We start from the raw sequence: 15,236 nt of genomic DNA, 5'->3' as shown, positions 1-15,236 counted from the left end.
ATAATTCGAGTTGTGGGAAGGCAGCCGTTGGCTGAGGGCCCTCATTTATCCCGGCAGTGCCTGGGGTGAATGCGCGTCGCCAACGCATCTGCAGCTTGAAGTATGAAGGGTAGAGCCCCATTTTTTATTGGCCGGGACTTATGACCGAACACGCTATCACTCGCACCCAGGCCTGGCTGGAAAGCCTGCGCCCCAAAACGCTACCTCTGGCCTTTGCCGCCATTATTGTCGGCTCCGCGCTTGCCTGGCATCAGGGCAGCTTCGATCCCTGGGTTGCCCTGCTGGCCATCATCACCGCAGGTTTATTACAAATCCTCTCCAATCTGGCCAACGATTATGGCGACGCGGTAAAAGGCAGCGATAAACCTGACCGTATCGGCCCCCTGCGCGGGATGCAGAAAGGGGCAATCACCCAGGCGCAGATGAAACGCGCGTTGATTCTCACCGTGGCGCTGATTTGTCTCTCTGGCCTGGCGCTGCTGTTCCTGGCCTGGCAGACCATGGCCGATTTTATCGGTTTTATGGTGCTTGGCGGGCTATCGATCGTGGCCGCCATTACCTACACCGTCGGCACTCGTCCTTACGGCTACATCGGCCTTGGCGATATCTCCGTGCTGGTGTTCTTCGGCTGGCTTAGCGTGGTCGGGAGCTGGTACCTCCAGGCGCACAGCGTTGAAGCGGTTATTTTCTTACCCGCCACCGCCTGCGGCCTGCTGGCAACGGCGGTGCTGAATATTAACAACCTGCGTGATATCGACAGCGATCGTGAAAACGGTAAAAACACCCTCGCCGTGCGCCTGGGGCCGGTTAACGCTCGCCGCTACCACGCCTGCCTGCTGTTTGGCGCGCCGCTGTGCCTGGCGCTGTTTAACCTTCTCTCGCTGCATAATCCGTGGGGTTGGCTGTTCCTGCTGGCAACGCCGCTGCTGGTCAAACAGGCGCGTTATGTGATGCGCGAACGCGACCCTGTCGCCATGCGTCCAATGCTCGAAAGAACGGTTAAAGGGGCGCTGCTGACCAACCTGCTGTTTGTTATCGGAATTATTTGCAGCCGGCTTGTGGGTTAACTGACAAATATCAATTAACAATTGATGATTTTGCCAACAGTACGATTCACGCGATATACTGAAAATTCTCGCAGCAACTGAACGTTAAGCCTATGAAATACGATACTTCCGAGCTTTGTGACATCTACCAGGAGGATGTCAACGTCGTGGAACCTCTGTTCTCCAACTTTGGGGGGCGCTCGTCGTTTGGTGGACAAATCATCACGGTAAAATGTTTCGAGGATAACGGGTTGCTCTACGATATGCTCGAACAGAACGGCCGTGGTCATGTCCTGTTGGTTGACGGCGGTGGTTCCGTTCGACGCGCATTGATTGACGCTGACCTGGCGCGTCTGGCCGTACAAAACGAGTGGGAAGGACTGGTCGTCTATGGCGCTGTGCGTCAGGTTGACGATCTGGAAGAGCTGGATATCGGCATCCAGGCGCTGGCGGCCATCCCCGTAGGGGCCGCAGGTGAAGGTATCGGCGAAAGCGACGTGCGCGTCAACTTCGGCGGCGTCACCTTCTTTTCCGGCGACCATCTCTACGCCGATAATACCGGGATTATCCTCTCCGAGGATGCCCTGGATATCGAGTAGCGTCCCGCCCATAAAAAAGGCCTTCTCTCTGAGAAGGCCTTTTTATTTCCGCCGGAGGCTTAGTACAGCTTCTTAGCGCAATCCAGCCAGTCGCTTTTGAACGGACGCTTCATGTTTTCGATAGCGTCGATAATGTCGTGGTGAACCAGCTTCTCGTTCTGAATACCAACGCAGCGGCCGCCGAAGCCCTGCAGCAGCAGGTCAATCGCGTACGCGCCCATGCGGGATGCCAGAATACGGTCATAAGGAACCGGAGAGCCGCCGCGCTGAATGTGGCCCAGTACGGTGGCACGAGTTTCACGGCCGGTCTCTTTCTCGATGTAGTGAGCCAGCTCGTCGACGTCGCACATATGCTCGGTGATCGCCACAATCGCGTGTTTTTTGCCTTTTGCGATACCCGCCTTAATTTCTGAAACCAGGTCGTCGCGCGTGTATTCAACCTCAGGCACCATGATGAACTCACAGCCGCCGGAGATAGCTGCCGCCAGGGTCAGATCGCCGCAGTAGCGGCCCATCACTTCAACAACGGAAATACGCTGGTGGGAGGAAGAGGTGTCACGCAGGCGGTCAATGGCCTCTACCACGGTGCTCAATGCGGTAAAGAAGCCGATGGTATAGTCGGTGCCTTTAATATCGTTGTCGATGGTGCCCGGCAGACCGATGCAGGGGAAGCCCATCTCAGTCAGACGCACGGCACCCATGTAGGAACCGTCACCACCGATAACCACCAGCGCATCCAGGCCGCGCTTTCTCATATTTTCAATCGCGACGGCGCGAATATGTTCTTCGCGGAATTCTGGAAAACGCGCCGACCCCAGGAAGGTGCCGCCGCGGTTGATCATGTCGGAAACGCTGTAGCGGTCGAGCTGAACCATACGATCTTCATACAGGCCGAGGTAACCGTCATAGATTCCAAAAACTTCCAGACCTTCCGTTAATGCCGCACGCACAACGCCACGAATTGCTGCGTTCATGCCCGGGGCATCACCGCCACTTGTCAACACACCGATTTTCTTAATCATGACTACCTCTGAACTTAGGAAGCAAAAAATAATCCTGTTGCCTGAAGCGCCCCTCACGAGGAGTGCACAACGATAATTGCAATAGTATATCAAACGCTTCTGGCTGAATTGATTCAGGTCAGACCAAATGGCGGTAATTTATACAAAAAATGCCGATCCGCCCCACACTTTTACATCGAGTTTACAGACTATAACCTAAAGATCATAAAACACCCTGCCGCCCTAACGGCACCACAGAGCAGGGGTCCTGGTGGATAATGACATCGGACCCGGGAAAACGGAGCAACAGCGCCTGCTCCACCTGGTCGGCAATCACGTGTGCCTGAACCAGCGGGAGGTTATCTTCCATTTCCAAATGAATCTGAATAAAGCGAGTCGGCCCTGACTGCCGCGTTCGTAGATCGTGCGCCCCGCTGACGCCTGGCCACGCGGTCACGATATTGATAATTTCCTGGCGTTCCTCATCAGGAAGCGCGCGGTCTAACAACGACTGAACGGCGTCATAAGCCATGCGCAGCGCGCTATATAAAATATAGACGCCTATACCTAATGCAAACAGCGCATCAGCACGGTGCCAGCCGTACCAGGAGAGGGCCAGCGCCACCAGAATTGCGCCGTTCATCATAACATCAGACTGATAATGAAGCATATCCGCCCGTACCGCCTGACTTTGTGTTTTTCTTACTACCCAGCGCTGGAACGTGACCAGCAGCAGCGTGCTGACCAGCGCAATCAGCGTCACCACCATCCCTACGCCCGCCGCATTCATCGGCTCAGGACGAACGAGATGATCAATACCGGTCAAGAACAGAAACAGCGCCGAGCCGGAGACAAACATACTTTGCGCCAGCGCGGCCAGCGATTCCGCTTTACCATGGCCAAAGGTATGTTCTTCATCGGCAGGCTGCAGCGAATAACGCACCACCAGCAGGTTGGTCAACGAGGCGGCGATATCCACCAGTGAATCAACCAGCGCCGCCAGAATACTCACAGACCCGGTATACCACCATGCAAAAATCTTGATCAAAAGTAACGCAGAGGCCATCACCGTTGCCGCAATCGCCGCGCGGCTCACCAGCTGCCCATAAGATTGATTCATAAACGCTCCTTACTTCGCGATGCGCTTAGTATAACCCGATCTTTTACCGGGACGGGGAGGCAGGAGGGCGCTGAATAACGGGCAAAAAAAACCCCCACATCATGTGGGGGAAGACAGGGATGGTGTCTATGGCAAGGAAAACAGGGTTGTTACTGGGGTTGCAGGGTATTGCTACTACTCGAAAGCATCATCGCTGAGCCTTTTTGCATCCGTGCAACCTCACGCAACTGATCCATTCGTTGCTGGTGCTTAGCGTTTAAAACCGCTTGCTGCTCTGGCGTTAGCAGGTGATACATCTGGTTGCGAACTTTTGCCATTTCAACCTGGCGGGCAACCTGTTCCTGCGCCATCTTATCTGCCTGAGCGCGTACAGCGTTTTCATCAAAATTTTCTGCGGTGACAAGGCGATGCATTGTCTCCATTTCGCTAACATTAACGGGTGGCCTGTCGTGGCGTGCCCGCTGCATAAGATCTCGTAACTGTTGCCGTTGCTGTTCAGTTAAACTTATGCCGTCAAACATATGGCTCTGGCTGCTGCGCTGGACCCCTTCGTCTCCGGGAAGCCAGTTAACGCTGGTGACGACTTCAGCGGCTTGGCTATATGCACTTAGCGCCAGCGTTGAGGCCATGACGGCAGCGATAACATTGCGCATCACATACTCCCAAAACGTTTGTGTCGCGATTCAACGAGAGAGAGTTTACGATGCAGGCTGCAAACATGCGTCAGGGGGTGTAAAACAACGTAAAGTCATGGATTAGCGAGCCTTGATGACGTAATTTCTGCCTCGGAGGTATTTAAACAATGAATAAAATCCTGTTAGTAGATGATGACCGGGAGCTCACCTCCCTGTTAAAAGAGCTGCTCGATATGGAAGGTTTTAATGTGCTCGTCGCCCATGATGGGGAACAGGCGCTGGCCCTTCTGGACGACAGCATCGATTTACTTTTGCTTGATGTGATGATGCCGAAGAAAAACGGTATCGACACGCTCAAAGAGTTGCGTCAGACACACCAGACCCCGGTTATCATGCTAACGGCCCGCGGGAGCGAGCTGGATCGCGTTCTCGGCCTCGAGCTGGGCGCGGACGATTATTTGCCTAAGCCGTTCAACGATCGTGAGCTGGTGGCGCGTATACGCGCGATTCTGCGCCGGTCGCACTGGAGCGAGCAGCAGCAGACAACCGAAGCCGGTTCACCGACGCTGGAAGTGGATGCGCTAAGCCTTAACCCCGGCCGCCAGGAAGCCAGCTTCGATGGTCTGACCCTCGAGCTGACCGGCACCGAGTTCACCCTGCTCTATCTTCTGGCGCAGCATCTTGGCCAGGTGGTATCGCGTGAGCATCTTAGCCAGGAAGTGCTGGGTAAACGCCTGACGCCATTCGATCGCGCAATCGATATGCACATCTCCAACCTGCGGCGCAAGCTGCCGGAGCGCAAAGACGGCCATCCGTGGTTTAAAACCCTGCGCGGACGCGGCTATCTGATGGTATCGGCTTCATGATTGGAAGTTTAACCGCACGCATCTTCGCTATTTTCTGGCTCACGCTGGCGCTGGTGTTGATGCTGGTTCTGATGCTGCCTAAGCTGGACTCGCGCCAGATGACCGAGCTGCTGGAGAGCGAGCAACGTCAGGGCATCATGATTGAACAGCACGTCGAGGCCGAACTGGCGAACGATCCGCCAAACGACCTGATGTGGTGGCGTCGTCTGTTTCGCGCCATCGATAAGTGGGCTCCGCCGGGCCAGCGTTTGCTGCTGGTCACCAGCGAAGGTCGCGTTATCGGTGCCGAACGCAACGAAATGCAGATTATCCGCAACTTTATCGGCCAGGCGGATAACGCCGACCATCCGCAGAAAAAGCGCTATGGTCGTCTGGAAATGGTCGGGCCTTTTTCCGTCAGGGATGGAGAAGATAACTACCAGCTCTATCTGATTCGTCCTGCCAATACGTCACAATCAGACTTCATCAATCTGCTGTTCGACCGGCCGCTACTGCTGCTGATCGTCACGATGTTAGTCAGCGCCCCGCTGCTGCTATGGCTGGCGTGGAGCCTGGCGAAACCCGCGCGTAAGCTCAAAAATGCCGCCGATGAAGTCGCCCAGGGCAACCTGCGTCAGCATCCGGAGCTGGAAGCCGGCCCGCAGGAGTTTTTAGCCGCCGGGACCAGTTTTAACCAGATGGTGACCGCGCTGGAGCGCATGATGTCCAGCCAGCATCGTCTGCTGTCCGATATCTCGCACGAACTGCGCACGCCGCTGACCCGCCTGCAGTTAGGCACCGCATTGCTGCGCCGCCGCAGCGGGGAAAGCAAAGAGCTGGAGCGTATTGAGATGGAAGCGCACCGGCTGGATAGCATGATCAACGACCTGCTGGTGATGTCGCGCAATCAGGCGAAAACCGCGCTGGTCAGCGAAACGGTGAAAGCCAACCAGCTGTGGGGCGAGGTGCTGGATAACGCCGCCTTTGAAGCCGAACAGATGGGGAAATCGTTCACCGTCGAGTATCCGCCGGGGCCGTGGCCGCTGTACGGTAACCCCAATGCCCTGGAAAGCGCGCTGGAGAATATCGTGCGTAACGCGCTGCGCTACTCACATACTAAAATTTCGGTAAGCTTCTCAGTGGATAAAGACGGCATCACGGTGAACGTCGATGATGACGGCCCGGGCGTGAGTCCGGAGGATCGCGAGCAGATTTTCCGTCCGTTCTACCGTACCGATGAGGCGCGCGACCGCGAGTCTGGCGGTACCGGCCTGGGGCTGGCGATTGTCGAGGCGGCGATTCAACAGCATCGCGGTTGGGTGAAGGCCGACGACAGCCCGCTGGGCGGCCTGCGCTTAACCCTCTGGCTGCCGCTGTACAAGCGCACCTGATCCCCCGACCTGGCTTCGCCGGGCCGGGTTCGAAACGGGTAGCCCGGATAAGGCGCAACGCGCCGCCATCCGGGAACGCGCACGGAAGCGCTATTTTCCCCACAATCTCCGCGAATTATTTTCGATCTTCCCGCTCAGGCGCCGTTTCTGCATGGTACGGCTCCAGCTTACCGACAGCCCCGCCGCGGAGAGCAGACGATGGTACTGCTCATCATCAAACGGCATCTGCCAGGCGATGGCGCCCGCTTCGTGAACGCTCACGTCGCTGAGCCGGGAAACCAGCGCCAGCGGCGCATCGCTGGACACCTGCCCGCCCGCCACCACCCGATACAGCCAGCCGGTTTTGCCGCTGTTTTGCATAAGCTGCGCCATATCGCTGACGGCAAAGTGATAGTTGAGCTTGAAGCACGGCGATCGCGGCTGCGTGACCTGAATCAGCGCTTCTCCCCAGCGGAAGATATCGCCAATGTAGACGTTTTTTTCGGTCAGCCCTTCGGTCGAGAGATTTTCGCCAAACGCCGGGGCGCAGAAAAGATCCGCCTGCTGCGGAAGCTCACGGGCCCAGTGGGCGTAGTGTTCACGGGGATAGTGGCACAGCGCGCGGTCCGGCCCGCCGTGAATTTTCTTCTCCGCCTGCTCATCGCCCTCCAGCCCCAAATCGCCGAGGGTCAGTTCACCATCGACCTGAATTTTACCGATGGCGCTTGGACGGCTGCCGTCATAATCCCTTACCTTGCCCACAAAGACATTCACCGGATAGTGCATCGCTGCTCCTTTGCTGCGGATATAAAAAAAGCGAGTCATCAGACTCGCTTCTCGCTCAGCACAATGCAACCTTATTTTTTGGCGGCAAAACGCGCTGCGGCTTCGTCCCAGTTCACCACGTCCCAGAACGCTTTGATGTAGTCCGGGCGGCGGTTCTGGAATTTCAGGTAGTAAGCGTGTTCCCACACGTCCAGGCCAATAATCGGGAAGCCGGAAGCGCCGGAGATCGCTTCGCCCATCAGCGGGGAGTCCTGGTTAGCGGTAGAAACCACCGCCAGCTTGTCGCCTTTCAGCACCAGCCACGCCCAGCCGGAGCCGAAACGGGTCGCCGCCGCTTTTTCAAATTCCGCTTTGAAGTTGTCAACGGAACCGAAATCACGCTCGATAGCCGCTTTCAGGTCGCCCTGCAGGGTGGTACCGGTTTTCAGGCCTTTCCAGAACAGGCTGTGGTTAGCGTGGCCGCCTGCGTTGTTACGCAGCACGGTTTTTTTGTCTGCCGGCAGCTGATCCAGTTTGGTAATCAGCTCTTCTGCGGACAGGCTCGCGAACTCAGGCAGGCTTTCCAGCGCTGCGTTAGCGTTATTTACGTAGGTCTGGTGGTGTTTAGTGTGATGGATTTCCATCGTCTGCTTGTCAAAATGCGGTTCCAGGGCGTCATAAGCGTACGGCAGGGCAGGCAGTGTATAACTCATAATCATCTCCATTATTGTCGAGCGGCGGAAAGTGTTAATGCCGCGTAAGCAGTTGGTTCATTATAGTTAATTAAATGATATTGAAAACGCTTATCAATGCCGTATTTTTAATAAGGTTATAACAACGGGTAATAGATGTCGTTTTGTGATACAGAACAACTAATTAAGTTTTTGGTTGCCAGGTTCAGGCTTCGGGTGGCAACAGCTTAAAGGCGGAAAAACTGACCGATTTTTACACTCATCGGGTCGGAAGAAGATTTATCCGATAAAAAATAGATGAGGATAAAATCAATGAATCACGCGATTACGATGGGTATTTTTTGGCATTTGATAGGTGCGGCCAGTGCAGCCTGTTTCTATGCCCCGTTCAAGAAAGTTAAACATTGGTCCTGGGAAACCATGTGGTCTATCGGCGGTATTGTCTCCTGGCTGATCCTCCCCTGGGCCATCAGCGCCATGCTGCTGCCCGATTTCTGGGCCTATTACGGTTCTTTTAACGCCTCCACTCTGCTGCCCGTTTTCCTGTTCGGCGCCATGTGGGGTATCGGTAATATCAACTACGGCCTGACGATGCGTTACCTGGGGATGTCGATGGGGATCGGCATCGCCATTGGTATCACGCTGATTGTCGGCACGTTAATGACGCCGATTCTTAACGGTCAGTTTGATGTTCTCATTAACACTAAAGGCGGCCAGATGACGCTGCTCGGCGTGCTGGTCGCGGTGATTGGCGTGGGTATCGTCACCCGTGCAGGCCAGCTGAAAGAGCGCAAAATGGGCATCAAAGCCGAAGACTTCAACCTGAAAAAGGGGCTGCTGCTGGCGGTGATGTGCGGCATCTTCTCGGCCGGTATGTCGTTCGCCATGAACGCCGCCAAGCCGATGCATGAAGCCGCCGCCGCGCTCGGCGTTGATCCGCTCTACACCGCGCTGCCAAGCTATGTGGTGATCATGGGCGGCGGCGCGCTGGTCAACCTCGGCTTCTGCTTTATCCGCCTGGCAAAAGTAAAAAACCTGTCGATAAAAGCCGACTTCTCGCTGGCAAAACCGCTCATCATCAGCAATATCCTGCTTTCGGCGTTAGGCGGCCTGATGTGGTATCTGCAGTTCTTTTTCTACGCCTGGGGCCACGCCAGCATTCCGGCGCAGTACGACTACATGAGCTGGATGCTGCATATGAGCTTCTACGTGCTGTGCGGCGGCCTCGTGGGTCTGATACTGAAAGAGTGGAACAACGCCGGTCGTCGTCCGGTGGGCGTCCTCAGCCTCGGCTGCGTGGTGATTATTATCGCCGCCAATATCGTTGGTCTGGGAATGGCGAACTAGCGTCGTCAGGCGGCGGTGCGACTGCGCTGCCGCCACTGCCCCGGCGTCATGCCTATCTCGCGGTTAAACACCACCGAAAAGTAGTTGCTGTCTTCAAACCCGCACTGCATCGCCACTTCGCCAATCAGCCGTTCGGTATGCTGCAGCAGATACTGCGCGTGACAGATGCGCAGCTGGCGCAGGTAGTGGTTGATGGTCATCCCCGTCTGCTGACGAAACTGCTGGCGCAGCGCGCGTTCACTGCACCCTTCGCGCTCGCAAAAACGGTCAAGAAAGAAAGGACGATTGAGGCTGCCCGCCAGCTCGGTGAGCAGCTTATCGAGCAGCGCTTCGCTTTGGGTTGCCGCCAGATTATCGGTGGCGTAGCGATAGCGCTGAAGAATAAGCGCCAGCTGCGCAAACAGCAGTTCGGCCATATTATTGGCCTGCGCATCGCTGCGGCTACTTTCATGCTCCAGCTGGGTAATCACCTGCCTGACCTGGGCCATGCCGCTGCTGCCAATCCGCCAGTGCGGAACCCACGGGGTGCCGAACAGGCCGGGAATGTGCGCCGCCCAGTCAAAGTTAAGCCGCAGCCGGTCCGGGCAATAAATGACGTTTTGCAGGACGAGATCGTTCACCGAGGCGTAGGAGTGTTTATCTTCCGCGCGGATATAGAACAGATCGCCGCGGGTAATGCGCCACGGGCGATCGTTCAGGACGTGCAGGCCGTTACCCCGCCACACCAGCACCAGTTCGCAGAACTCATGGGTGTGCTCGGCGAAGACGTTTTGCGGATAGCGATCCGCCACCGCCACCGCCTGAGCGGGAGAGGCAAAAAATTCATCTTTGCGAAGAATCAGCTGACCTGCCACGACATCAACTCCGGACGCGAATAACGTTTCATTATTCGCGTTTATGTCTGTCAAAACGTTGACTGCTCTCCCGTTACTGAAGAATGGCGTCGCGCCCCTGGCGAATATCGCGCGGAGACCAGTCAAACTCGCGGCGGAAAAGCGTCGAAAAGTGGTTACTGTCGCCGAATCCGCAGCGATAGGCGATATCGGTCACGCTATCATCGCTATGGCGCAGCAGATGGCGCGCTTTCATCAACCGCACCCGATTCAGATAGCGCTGCGGCGTCAGCCCGGTTTGCTGTTTTAACTGACGGTGCAGGGTTCGCAAGGAGAGCGAAAAGCGCGCCGCCACCTCTTCCCAGCAGATATCTTCAGCAAAATGGTCTTCCAGCCAGGCCATCAAATGGTTGAGCCGCGCGTCGTTGTTGGCGGCCCCTTCGGCGAGGCTGCTTTTACGCAGGTGCACCAGCAGCTGCATAAATAAAATCTCGCGGCTGGCGATGGCGTGCATATCCGCATCCGCGCCAACGTTCTCCATCTGCTCCACAATCTGGCGCACCTGCTGCAACGCATTCTGATTCACCCGCCAGTGCGAGAGGTAGTTCCCCTCCTGCTCCTGCGGCAGCAGCTCGTTCAGGCCGGACAAAAAGCGAAACGCGTCCGGCGCGCGATAGAGCACATTAGTCAGGCATAAATTATCCGTATGCTCGTAGAGATGGCGATCGTGATCGCGGATAAAGCAGACCGAGCCGCCGCTGATGGTGTAGGGCTGGCCGTTGAAAACGTGAATCCCTGTGCCGTGCTCCACAATAACAATCTCATGAAAATCATGGTGATGCTCAGGAAAAGCGGATTGCGGGAGCCGCGGCTCAATGGCGACAGCTGAAACGCCGGACTTAAAGAAATCCACACTGTGCAACATAGTCATAGCCGCTCCTCGAGATGAGAAAAGTTATCAATCAGTGGAGCAAATAGTAATTAAGGGTCGGCGATCCGGCCTTCAATTTTTGACCGCAAAATTCGTAAAGCCTGCCGCTTTTTCAAGAAATGACGGGAAAGATCGGGAACTGCGGACAACATCACATCCCTCACCCCAGCGCGGAGAAAACGAAACTGTGACCTCCCTCACGGTCACCTTTGCTTTCTTGCCAGCGGCCAATTTTCCCTGTCAGTAACAAGAAGGTGAGCCCGACGCGACTTTTTTAGACTGCATGCAATGATTTTCACAAGGATCTTCCCATGAGTTTTCGTCATTGTGTCGCCGTCGATTTAGGCGCCTCCAGCGGGCGGGTGATGCTCGCCGGTTATCAGCCCGGTCAGCAAACGCTGGCGCTGCGTGAAATTCACCGTTTTACCAATAGCCTGCAAAAGGTGGATGGCTTCGACTGCTGGGATCTCGATAGCCTGGAAGGGGAAATTCGCCGCGGTCTGGAGAAGGTCTGCGAACAGGGCATCCTGATCGACAGCATCGGCATCGATACCTGGGGCGTGGATTATGTCCTGCTGGATAAAGCGGGTCAGCGCGTCGGCCTGCCGGTTTCCTATCGCGACTCCCGCACCCAGGGCCTGATGCGCCATGCCGAAGAGCAGCTGGGCCGGGCGGAGATCTATCGCCGCAGCGGTATTCAGTTTCTGCCGTTTAATACCCTTTATCAGCTGCGCGCGCTGGTTGAACAGCAGCCGGAGCTGGTCAGCCAGGCCGCGCACGCGCTGCTGATCCCGGACTACTTTAGCTTCCGCCTGACCGGCAACATGAACTGGGAATACACCAACGCCACTACCACGCAGCTGGTCAACATCAACAGCGATAACTGGGACGAAGATCTGCTGAACTGGAGCGGCGCGCCGCGCGAATGGTTCGGTACGCCGACCCATCCCGGCAACGTTATTGGCCACTGGATTTGCCCGCAGGGCAATAACATCCCGGTGGTCGCCGTCGCCAGCCACGATACCGCCAGCGCGGTTATCGCCTCGCCGCTGGCCAGCAAAAACGCCGCGTATCTCTCTTCCGGCACCTGGTCGCTGATGGGCTTTGAAAGCAAAACCCCCTGCACCAGCGATGCGGCGCTAAGGGCCAATATCACCAACGAAGGCGGTGCCGAAGGCCGCTATCGGGTGCTGAAAAATATTATGGGCCTGTGGCTGCTGCAGCGGGTGCTCAAGGAGCAAAACGTCGGCGACCTGCCGGCGCTGATCGCGCGTACCGCTGCGCTTCCGGCCTGCCGCTTCGTCATTGACTGCAACGATGACCGCTTTATCAACCCGGACAACATGAGCGCGGAAATCCAGGCCGCCTGCCGCGAAGCCGGGCAGCCGGTTCCCGATACCGACGCCGAGCTGGCGCGCTGTATTTTTGACAGCCTGGCGCTGCTCTACGCCCGGGTGCTCAACGAGCTGGCGGCGCTGCGCGGTCAGCCGTTCAGCCAGCTGCATATTGTCGGCGGCGGCTGCCAGAACGAACTGCTCAACCAGCTGTGCGCCGACGCCTGCGGCATCACCGTGACCGCCGGCCCGATTGAGGCCTCCACCCTGGGCAATATCGGCATTCAGCTGATGACCCTGGACGAGCTGCACAACGTCGATGAATTCCGTCAGGTGGTGCGGCAAAACTACGCCCTCACCACCTTTACCCCCAATCCTGAAAGTGAAATTGCCCGCTTCGTCGCGCAGTTTCAGCCACAACAGACCAAGGAGCTTTGCGCATGACCACTCAACTTGAACAAGCCTGGGAAATTGCCAAACAGCGCTACGCCAGCGTCGGCGTGGACGTCGAGGAGGCCTTGCGCCAGCTGGATCGCCTGCCCGTTTCCATGCACTGCTGGCAGGGCGATGACGTCGTCGGTTTCGAAAACCCGGAAGGAAGCCTGACCGGCGGTATTCAGGCCACCGGCAACTACCCGGGTAAAGCGCGTAACGCCAGCGAGCTGCGCGCCGACCTTGAGCAGGCGCTGAGCCTGATCCCCGGGCCAAAACGCCTGAACCTGCACGCGCTCTATCTCGAATCCGACGCGCCGGTGCCGCGTAATGAAATTAAGCCGGAGCACTTTAAAAACTGGGTTGAGTGGGCGAAAGCCAACAAGCTGGGGCTCGATTTTAACCCCTCCTGCTTCTCGCATCCGCTAAGCGCCGATGGCTTTACGCTGTCGCACGCCAACGATGAAATCCGCCAGTTCTGGATCGATCACTGCAAAGCCAGCCGCCGTATTTCCGCTTACTTCGGCGAGCAGCTGGGCACGCCGTCGGTAATGAATATCTGGATCCCGGACGGCATGAAGGATATTACCGTTGACCGCTTCGCGCCGCGCCAGCGCCTGCTGAACGCGCTCGATGAAGTGATCAGCGAGAAACTCGACCCGGCGCACCACATTGATGCCGTCGAGAGCAAACTGTTCGGTATCGGCGCGGAAAGCTACACCGTCGGCTCCAATGAGTTCTATATGGGCTACGCCACCAGCCGCCAGACCGCCCTGTGCCTGGATGCCGGCCACTTCCACCCGACGGAGGTCATCTCCGACAAAATCTCCGCCGCCATGCTCTATATCCCGCGCCTGCTGCTGCACGTCAGCCGTCCGGTACGCTGGGACAGCGACCACGTGGTGCTGCTGGATGACGAAACCCAGGCCATCGCCAGCGAAATCATCCGTCACGATCTGTTCGACCGCGTGCATATCGGCCTCGATTTCTTCGACGCTTCGATTAACCGCATCGCGGCGTGGGTGATTGGCACGCGCAATATGAAGAAAGCGCTGCTGCGCGCCCTGCTGGAACCGACCGCCCAGCTGCGTCAGCTGGAAGTCGACGGCGACTACACCGCCCGTCTGGCGCTGCTGGAAGAGCAGAAGTGCCTGCCGTGGCAGGCCATCTGGGAGATGTACTGTCAGCGTCACGATACGCCGGCAGGCAGCCAGTGGCTGGATAACGTACGCGCTTATGAAAATGCGGTTCTGAGCCAGCGCGGGTAATGCCCGGACGTTCCCCGGGTCGCGGCCGGGCTACGAACTGGTAGCCCGGATAAGCCGTTTACGGCGCAATCCGGGGCTCGCACATATTTAGGGTGAGGGGCCACCCCCGCGCCGAATCAACAGGAAAGACAAGACTATGCAGACCATTATCGACGCCTGGTTCGTCCAGGGCATGATTAAAGCCACTTCCGACGCCTGGCTGAAAGGCTGGGACGAGCGCAACGGCGGCAACCTGACGCTGCGCCTGGACGAAGCGGATATCGAACCCTACGCGGCGGATTTCCACGCTAAACCGCGCTATATCGCCCTGAGCCAGCCGATGCCGACGCTGGCTAACCAGCCGTTTATCGTCACCGGTTCCGGTAAATTCTTCCGTAACGTCCAGCTCGACCCGGCGGCGAACCTCGGGGTGGTGAAAGTCGACAGCGACGGCGCGGGATACCATATTCTTTGGGGCCTGACCAACGATGCGGTGCCAACATCCGAGCTGCCGGCGCACTTCCTGTCGCACAGCGAGCGCATCCGGCTGACCAACGGTAAAGACCGGGTGATCATGCACTGCCACGCCACCAATCTGATCGCCCTGACCTACGTGCTGGAGAACAACAGCGATCTGTTTACCCGCAAGCTGTGGGAAGGGAGTACCGAATGCCTGGTGGTCTTCCCGGACGGCGTCGGCATCCTGCCGTGGATGGTGCCGGGCACCGACGAAATCGGCCAGGCCACCGCCGAGGCGATGCAGAAACATTCGCTGGTGCTGTGGCCATTCCACGGCGTTTTCGGCAGCGGCCCCAATCTGGACGAAACCTTCGGCCTGATCGATACCGCTGAGAAATCCGCCGAGGTGCTGGTGAAAGTTTACTCAATGGGCGGGATGAAACAAACCATCACCCGCGAAGAGCTGGTCGCCCTTGGCAAACGCTTCAACGTTCAACCCCTGCAGTCCGCGTTAGACCTTTATCCATAACAACATCGCGCCCCGCTCACCGAGACGGGGCGAAAAAATCACCTGCAAACC

The 15,236-nt window shown here is 57.2% G+C and carries 15 protein-coding genes; 8 read left to right on the top strand and 7 right to left on the bottom strand.

Going from position 1 to position 15,236, the window contains the following annotated elements; all coding sequences use genetic code 11:
* Window positions 1-140 precede the first annotated feature (140 nt).
* Both menA and rraA read left to right on the top strand, forming a co-directional pair.
* Window positions 141-1,067 carry a 1,4-dihydroxy-2-naphthoate polyprenyltransferase gene (gene menA / locus CDA56_RS01860; RefSeq protein ID WP_014227426.1) on the top strand — a complete coding sequence of 309 codons (927 nt, stop codon included), beginning with the start codon at window positions 141-143 and terminating at the stop codon, window positions 1,065-1,067.
* A gap of 92 nt (window positions 1,068-1,159) precedes the next feature.
* The gene (gene rraA, locus CDA56_RS01855) at window positions 1,160-1,645 is read left to right on the top strand and encodes a ribonuclease E activity regulator RraA (protein WP_004127241.1); all 486 of its coding nucleotides are present in this window, start codon (window positions 1,160-1,162) and stop codon (window positions 1,643-1,645) included.
* 59 nt (window positions 1,646-1,704) lie between these two features.
* Here the strand turns inward: rraA and pfkA are convergent, their stop codons facing one another.
* The 3 genes from pfkA to cpxP form a co-directional block, all read right to left on the bottom strand.
* Window positions 1,705-2,667, bottom strand: a complete 963-nt coding sequence (gene pfkA / locus CDA56_RS01850; protein WP_004127238.1) for a 6-phosphofructokinase — start codon at window positions 2,665-2,667, stop codon at window positions 1,705-1,707.
* A 202-nt stretch (window positions 2,668-2,869) separates the two neighbouring features.
* Window positions 2,870-3,766 carry a CDF family cation-efflux transporter FieF gene (fieF, locus tag CDA56_RS01845; protein WP_014227425.1) on the bottom strand — a complete coding sequence of 299 codons (897 nt, stop codon included), beginning with the start codon at window positions 3,764-3,766 and terminating at the stop codon, window positions 2,870-2,872.
* Between the two features lie 149 nt (window positions 3,767-3,915).
* Window positions 3,916-4,419 (bottom strand): cell-envelope stress modulator CpxP, encoded by a 504-nt coding sequence (gene cpxP / locus CDA56_RS01840; RefSeq protein WP_049082048.1) that lies wholly within the window; start codon window positions 4,417-4,419, stop codon window positions 3,916-3,918.
* Between the two features lie 149 nt (window positions 4,420-4,568).
* On the opposite strand from cpxP, the gene cpxR reads away from it, so the two are divergent.
* Window positions 4,569-5,267, top strand: a complete 699-nt coding sequence (gene cpxR, locus CDA56_RS01835; protein WP_004127228.1) for an envelope stress response regulator transcription factor CpxR — start codon at window positions 4,569-4,571, stop codon at window positions 5,265-5,267.
* Window positions 5,264-6,637, top strand: a complete 1,374-nt coding sequence (gene cpxA, locus CDA56_RS01830) for an envelope stress sensor histidine kinase CpxA (RefSeq protein WP_004107505.1) — start codon at window positions 5,264-5,266, stop codon at window positions 6,635-6,637. The genes cpxR and cpxA overlap by 4 nt, the downstream gene beginning before the upstream one ends.
* Window positions 6,638-6,727: 90 nt before the next feature.
* Here cpxA and yiiM read toward each other — a convergent pair whose 3' ends face one another.
* The gene (yiiM, locus tag CDA56_RS01825; RefSeq protein WP_014227423.1) at window positions 6,728-7,402 is read right to left on the bottom strand and encodes a 6-hydroxyaminopurine reductase; all 675 of its coding nucleotides are present in this window, start codon (window positions 7,400-7,402) and stop codon (window positions 6,728-6,730) included.
* 71 nt (window positions 7,403-7,473) lie between these two features.
* Complete coding sequence (sodA, locus tag CDA56_RS01820) at window positions 7,474-8,094, bottom strand: superoxide dismutase [Mn] (protein WP_004127220.1); 621 nt, start codon at window positions 8,092-8,094, stop codon at window positions 7,474-7,476.
* Between the two features lie 291 nt (window positions 8,095-8,385).
* On the opposite strand from sodA, the gene rhaT reads away from it, so the two are divergent.
* Window positions 8,386-9,420, top strand: a complete 1,035-nt coding sequence (gene rhaT, locus CDA56_RS01815) for an L-rhamnose/proton symporter RhaT (RefSeq protein ID WP_004107493.1) — start codon at window positions 8,386-8,388, stop codon at window positions 9,418-9,420.
* A gap of 5 nt (window positions 9,421-9,425) precedes the next feature.
* On the opposite strand, the gene rhaR is transcribed toward rhaT, so the two are convergent.
* Window positions 9,426-10,274, bottom strand: a complete 849-nt coding sequence (gene rhaR / locus CDA56_RS01810; RefSeq protein ID WP_004127212.1) for an HTH-type transcriptional activator RhaR — start codon at window positions 10,272-10,274, stop codon at window positions 9,426-9,428.
* Between the two features lie 73 nt (window positions 10,275-10,347).
* The gene (gene rhaS / locus CDA56_RS01805) at window positions 10,348-11,184 is read right to left on the bottom strand and encodes an HTH-type transcriptional activator RhaS (RefSeq protein WP_004107487.1); all 837 of its coding nucleotides are present in this window, start codon (window positions 11,182-11,184) and stop codon (window positions 10,348-10,350) included.
* 311 nt (window positions 11,185-11,495) lie between these two features.
* On the opposite strand from rhaS, the gene rhaB reads away from it, so the two are divergent.
* From rhaB to rhaD, 3 genes are all read left to right on the top strand, one after another.
* Window positions 11,496-12,962 (top strand): rhamnulokinase, encoded by a 1,467-nt coding sequence (gene rhaB, locus CDA56_RS01795; protein WP_104011290.1) that lies wholly within the window; start codon window positions 11,496-11,498, stop codon window positions 12,960-12,962.
* Window positions 12,959-14,218 (top strand): L-rhamnose isomerase, encoded by a 1,260-nt coding sequence (rhaA, locus tag CDA56_RS01790; protein ID WP_025106561.1) that lies wholly within the window; start codon window positions 12,959-12,961, stop codon window positions 14,216-14,218. The genes rhaB and rhaA overlap by 4 nt, the downstream gene beginning before the upstream one ends.
* A 136-nt stretch (window positions 14,219-14,354) precedes the next feature.
* Window positions 14,355-15,185, top strand: coding sequence for a rhamnulose-1-phosphate aldolase (rhaD, locus tag CDA56_RS01785; RefSeq protein ID WP_032719438.1), 831 nt, complete (start codon window positions 14,355-14,357; stop codon window positions 15,183-15,185).
* Window positions 15,186-15,236: the final 51 nt, after the last annotated feature.

Origin of the sequence: Klebsiella michiganensis (genome assembly GCF_002925905.1) — a bacterium.
Lineage (GTDB): Bacteria > Pseudomonadota > Gammaproteobacteria > Enterobacterales > Enterobacteriaceae > Klebsiella > Klebsiella michiganensis.
This window is presented reverse-complemented; position numbering and strand designations above follow the sequence as displayed.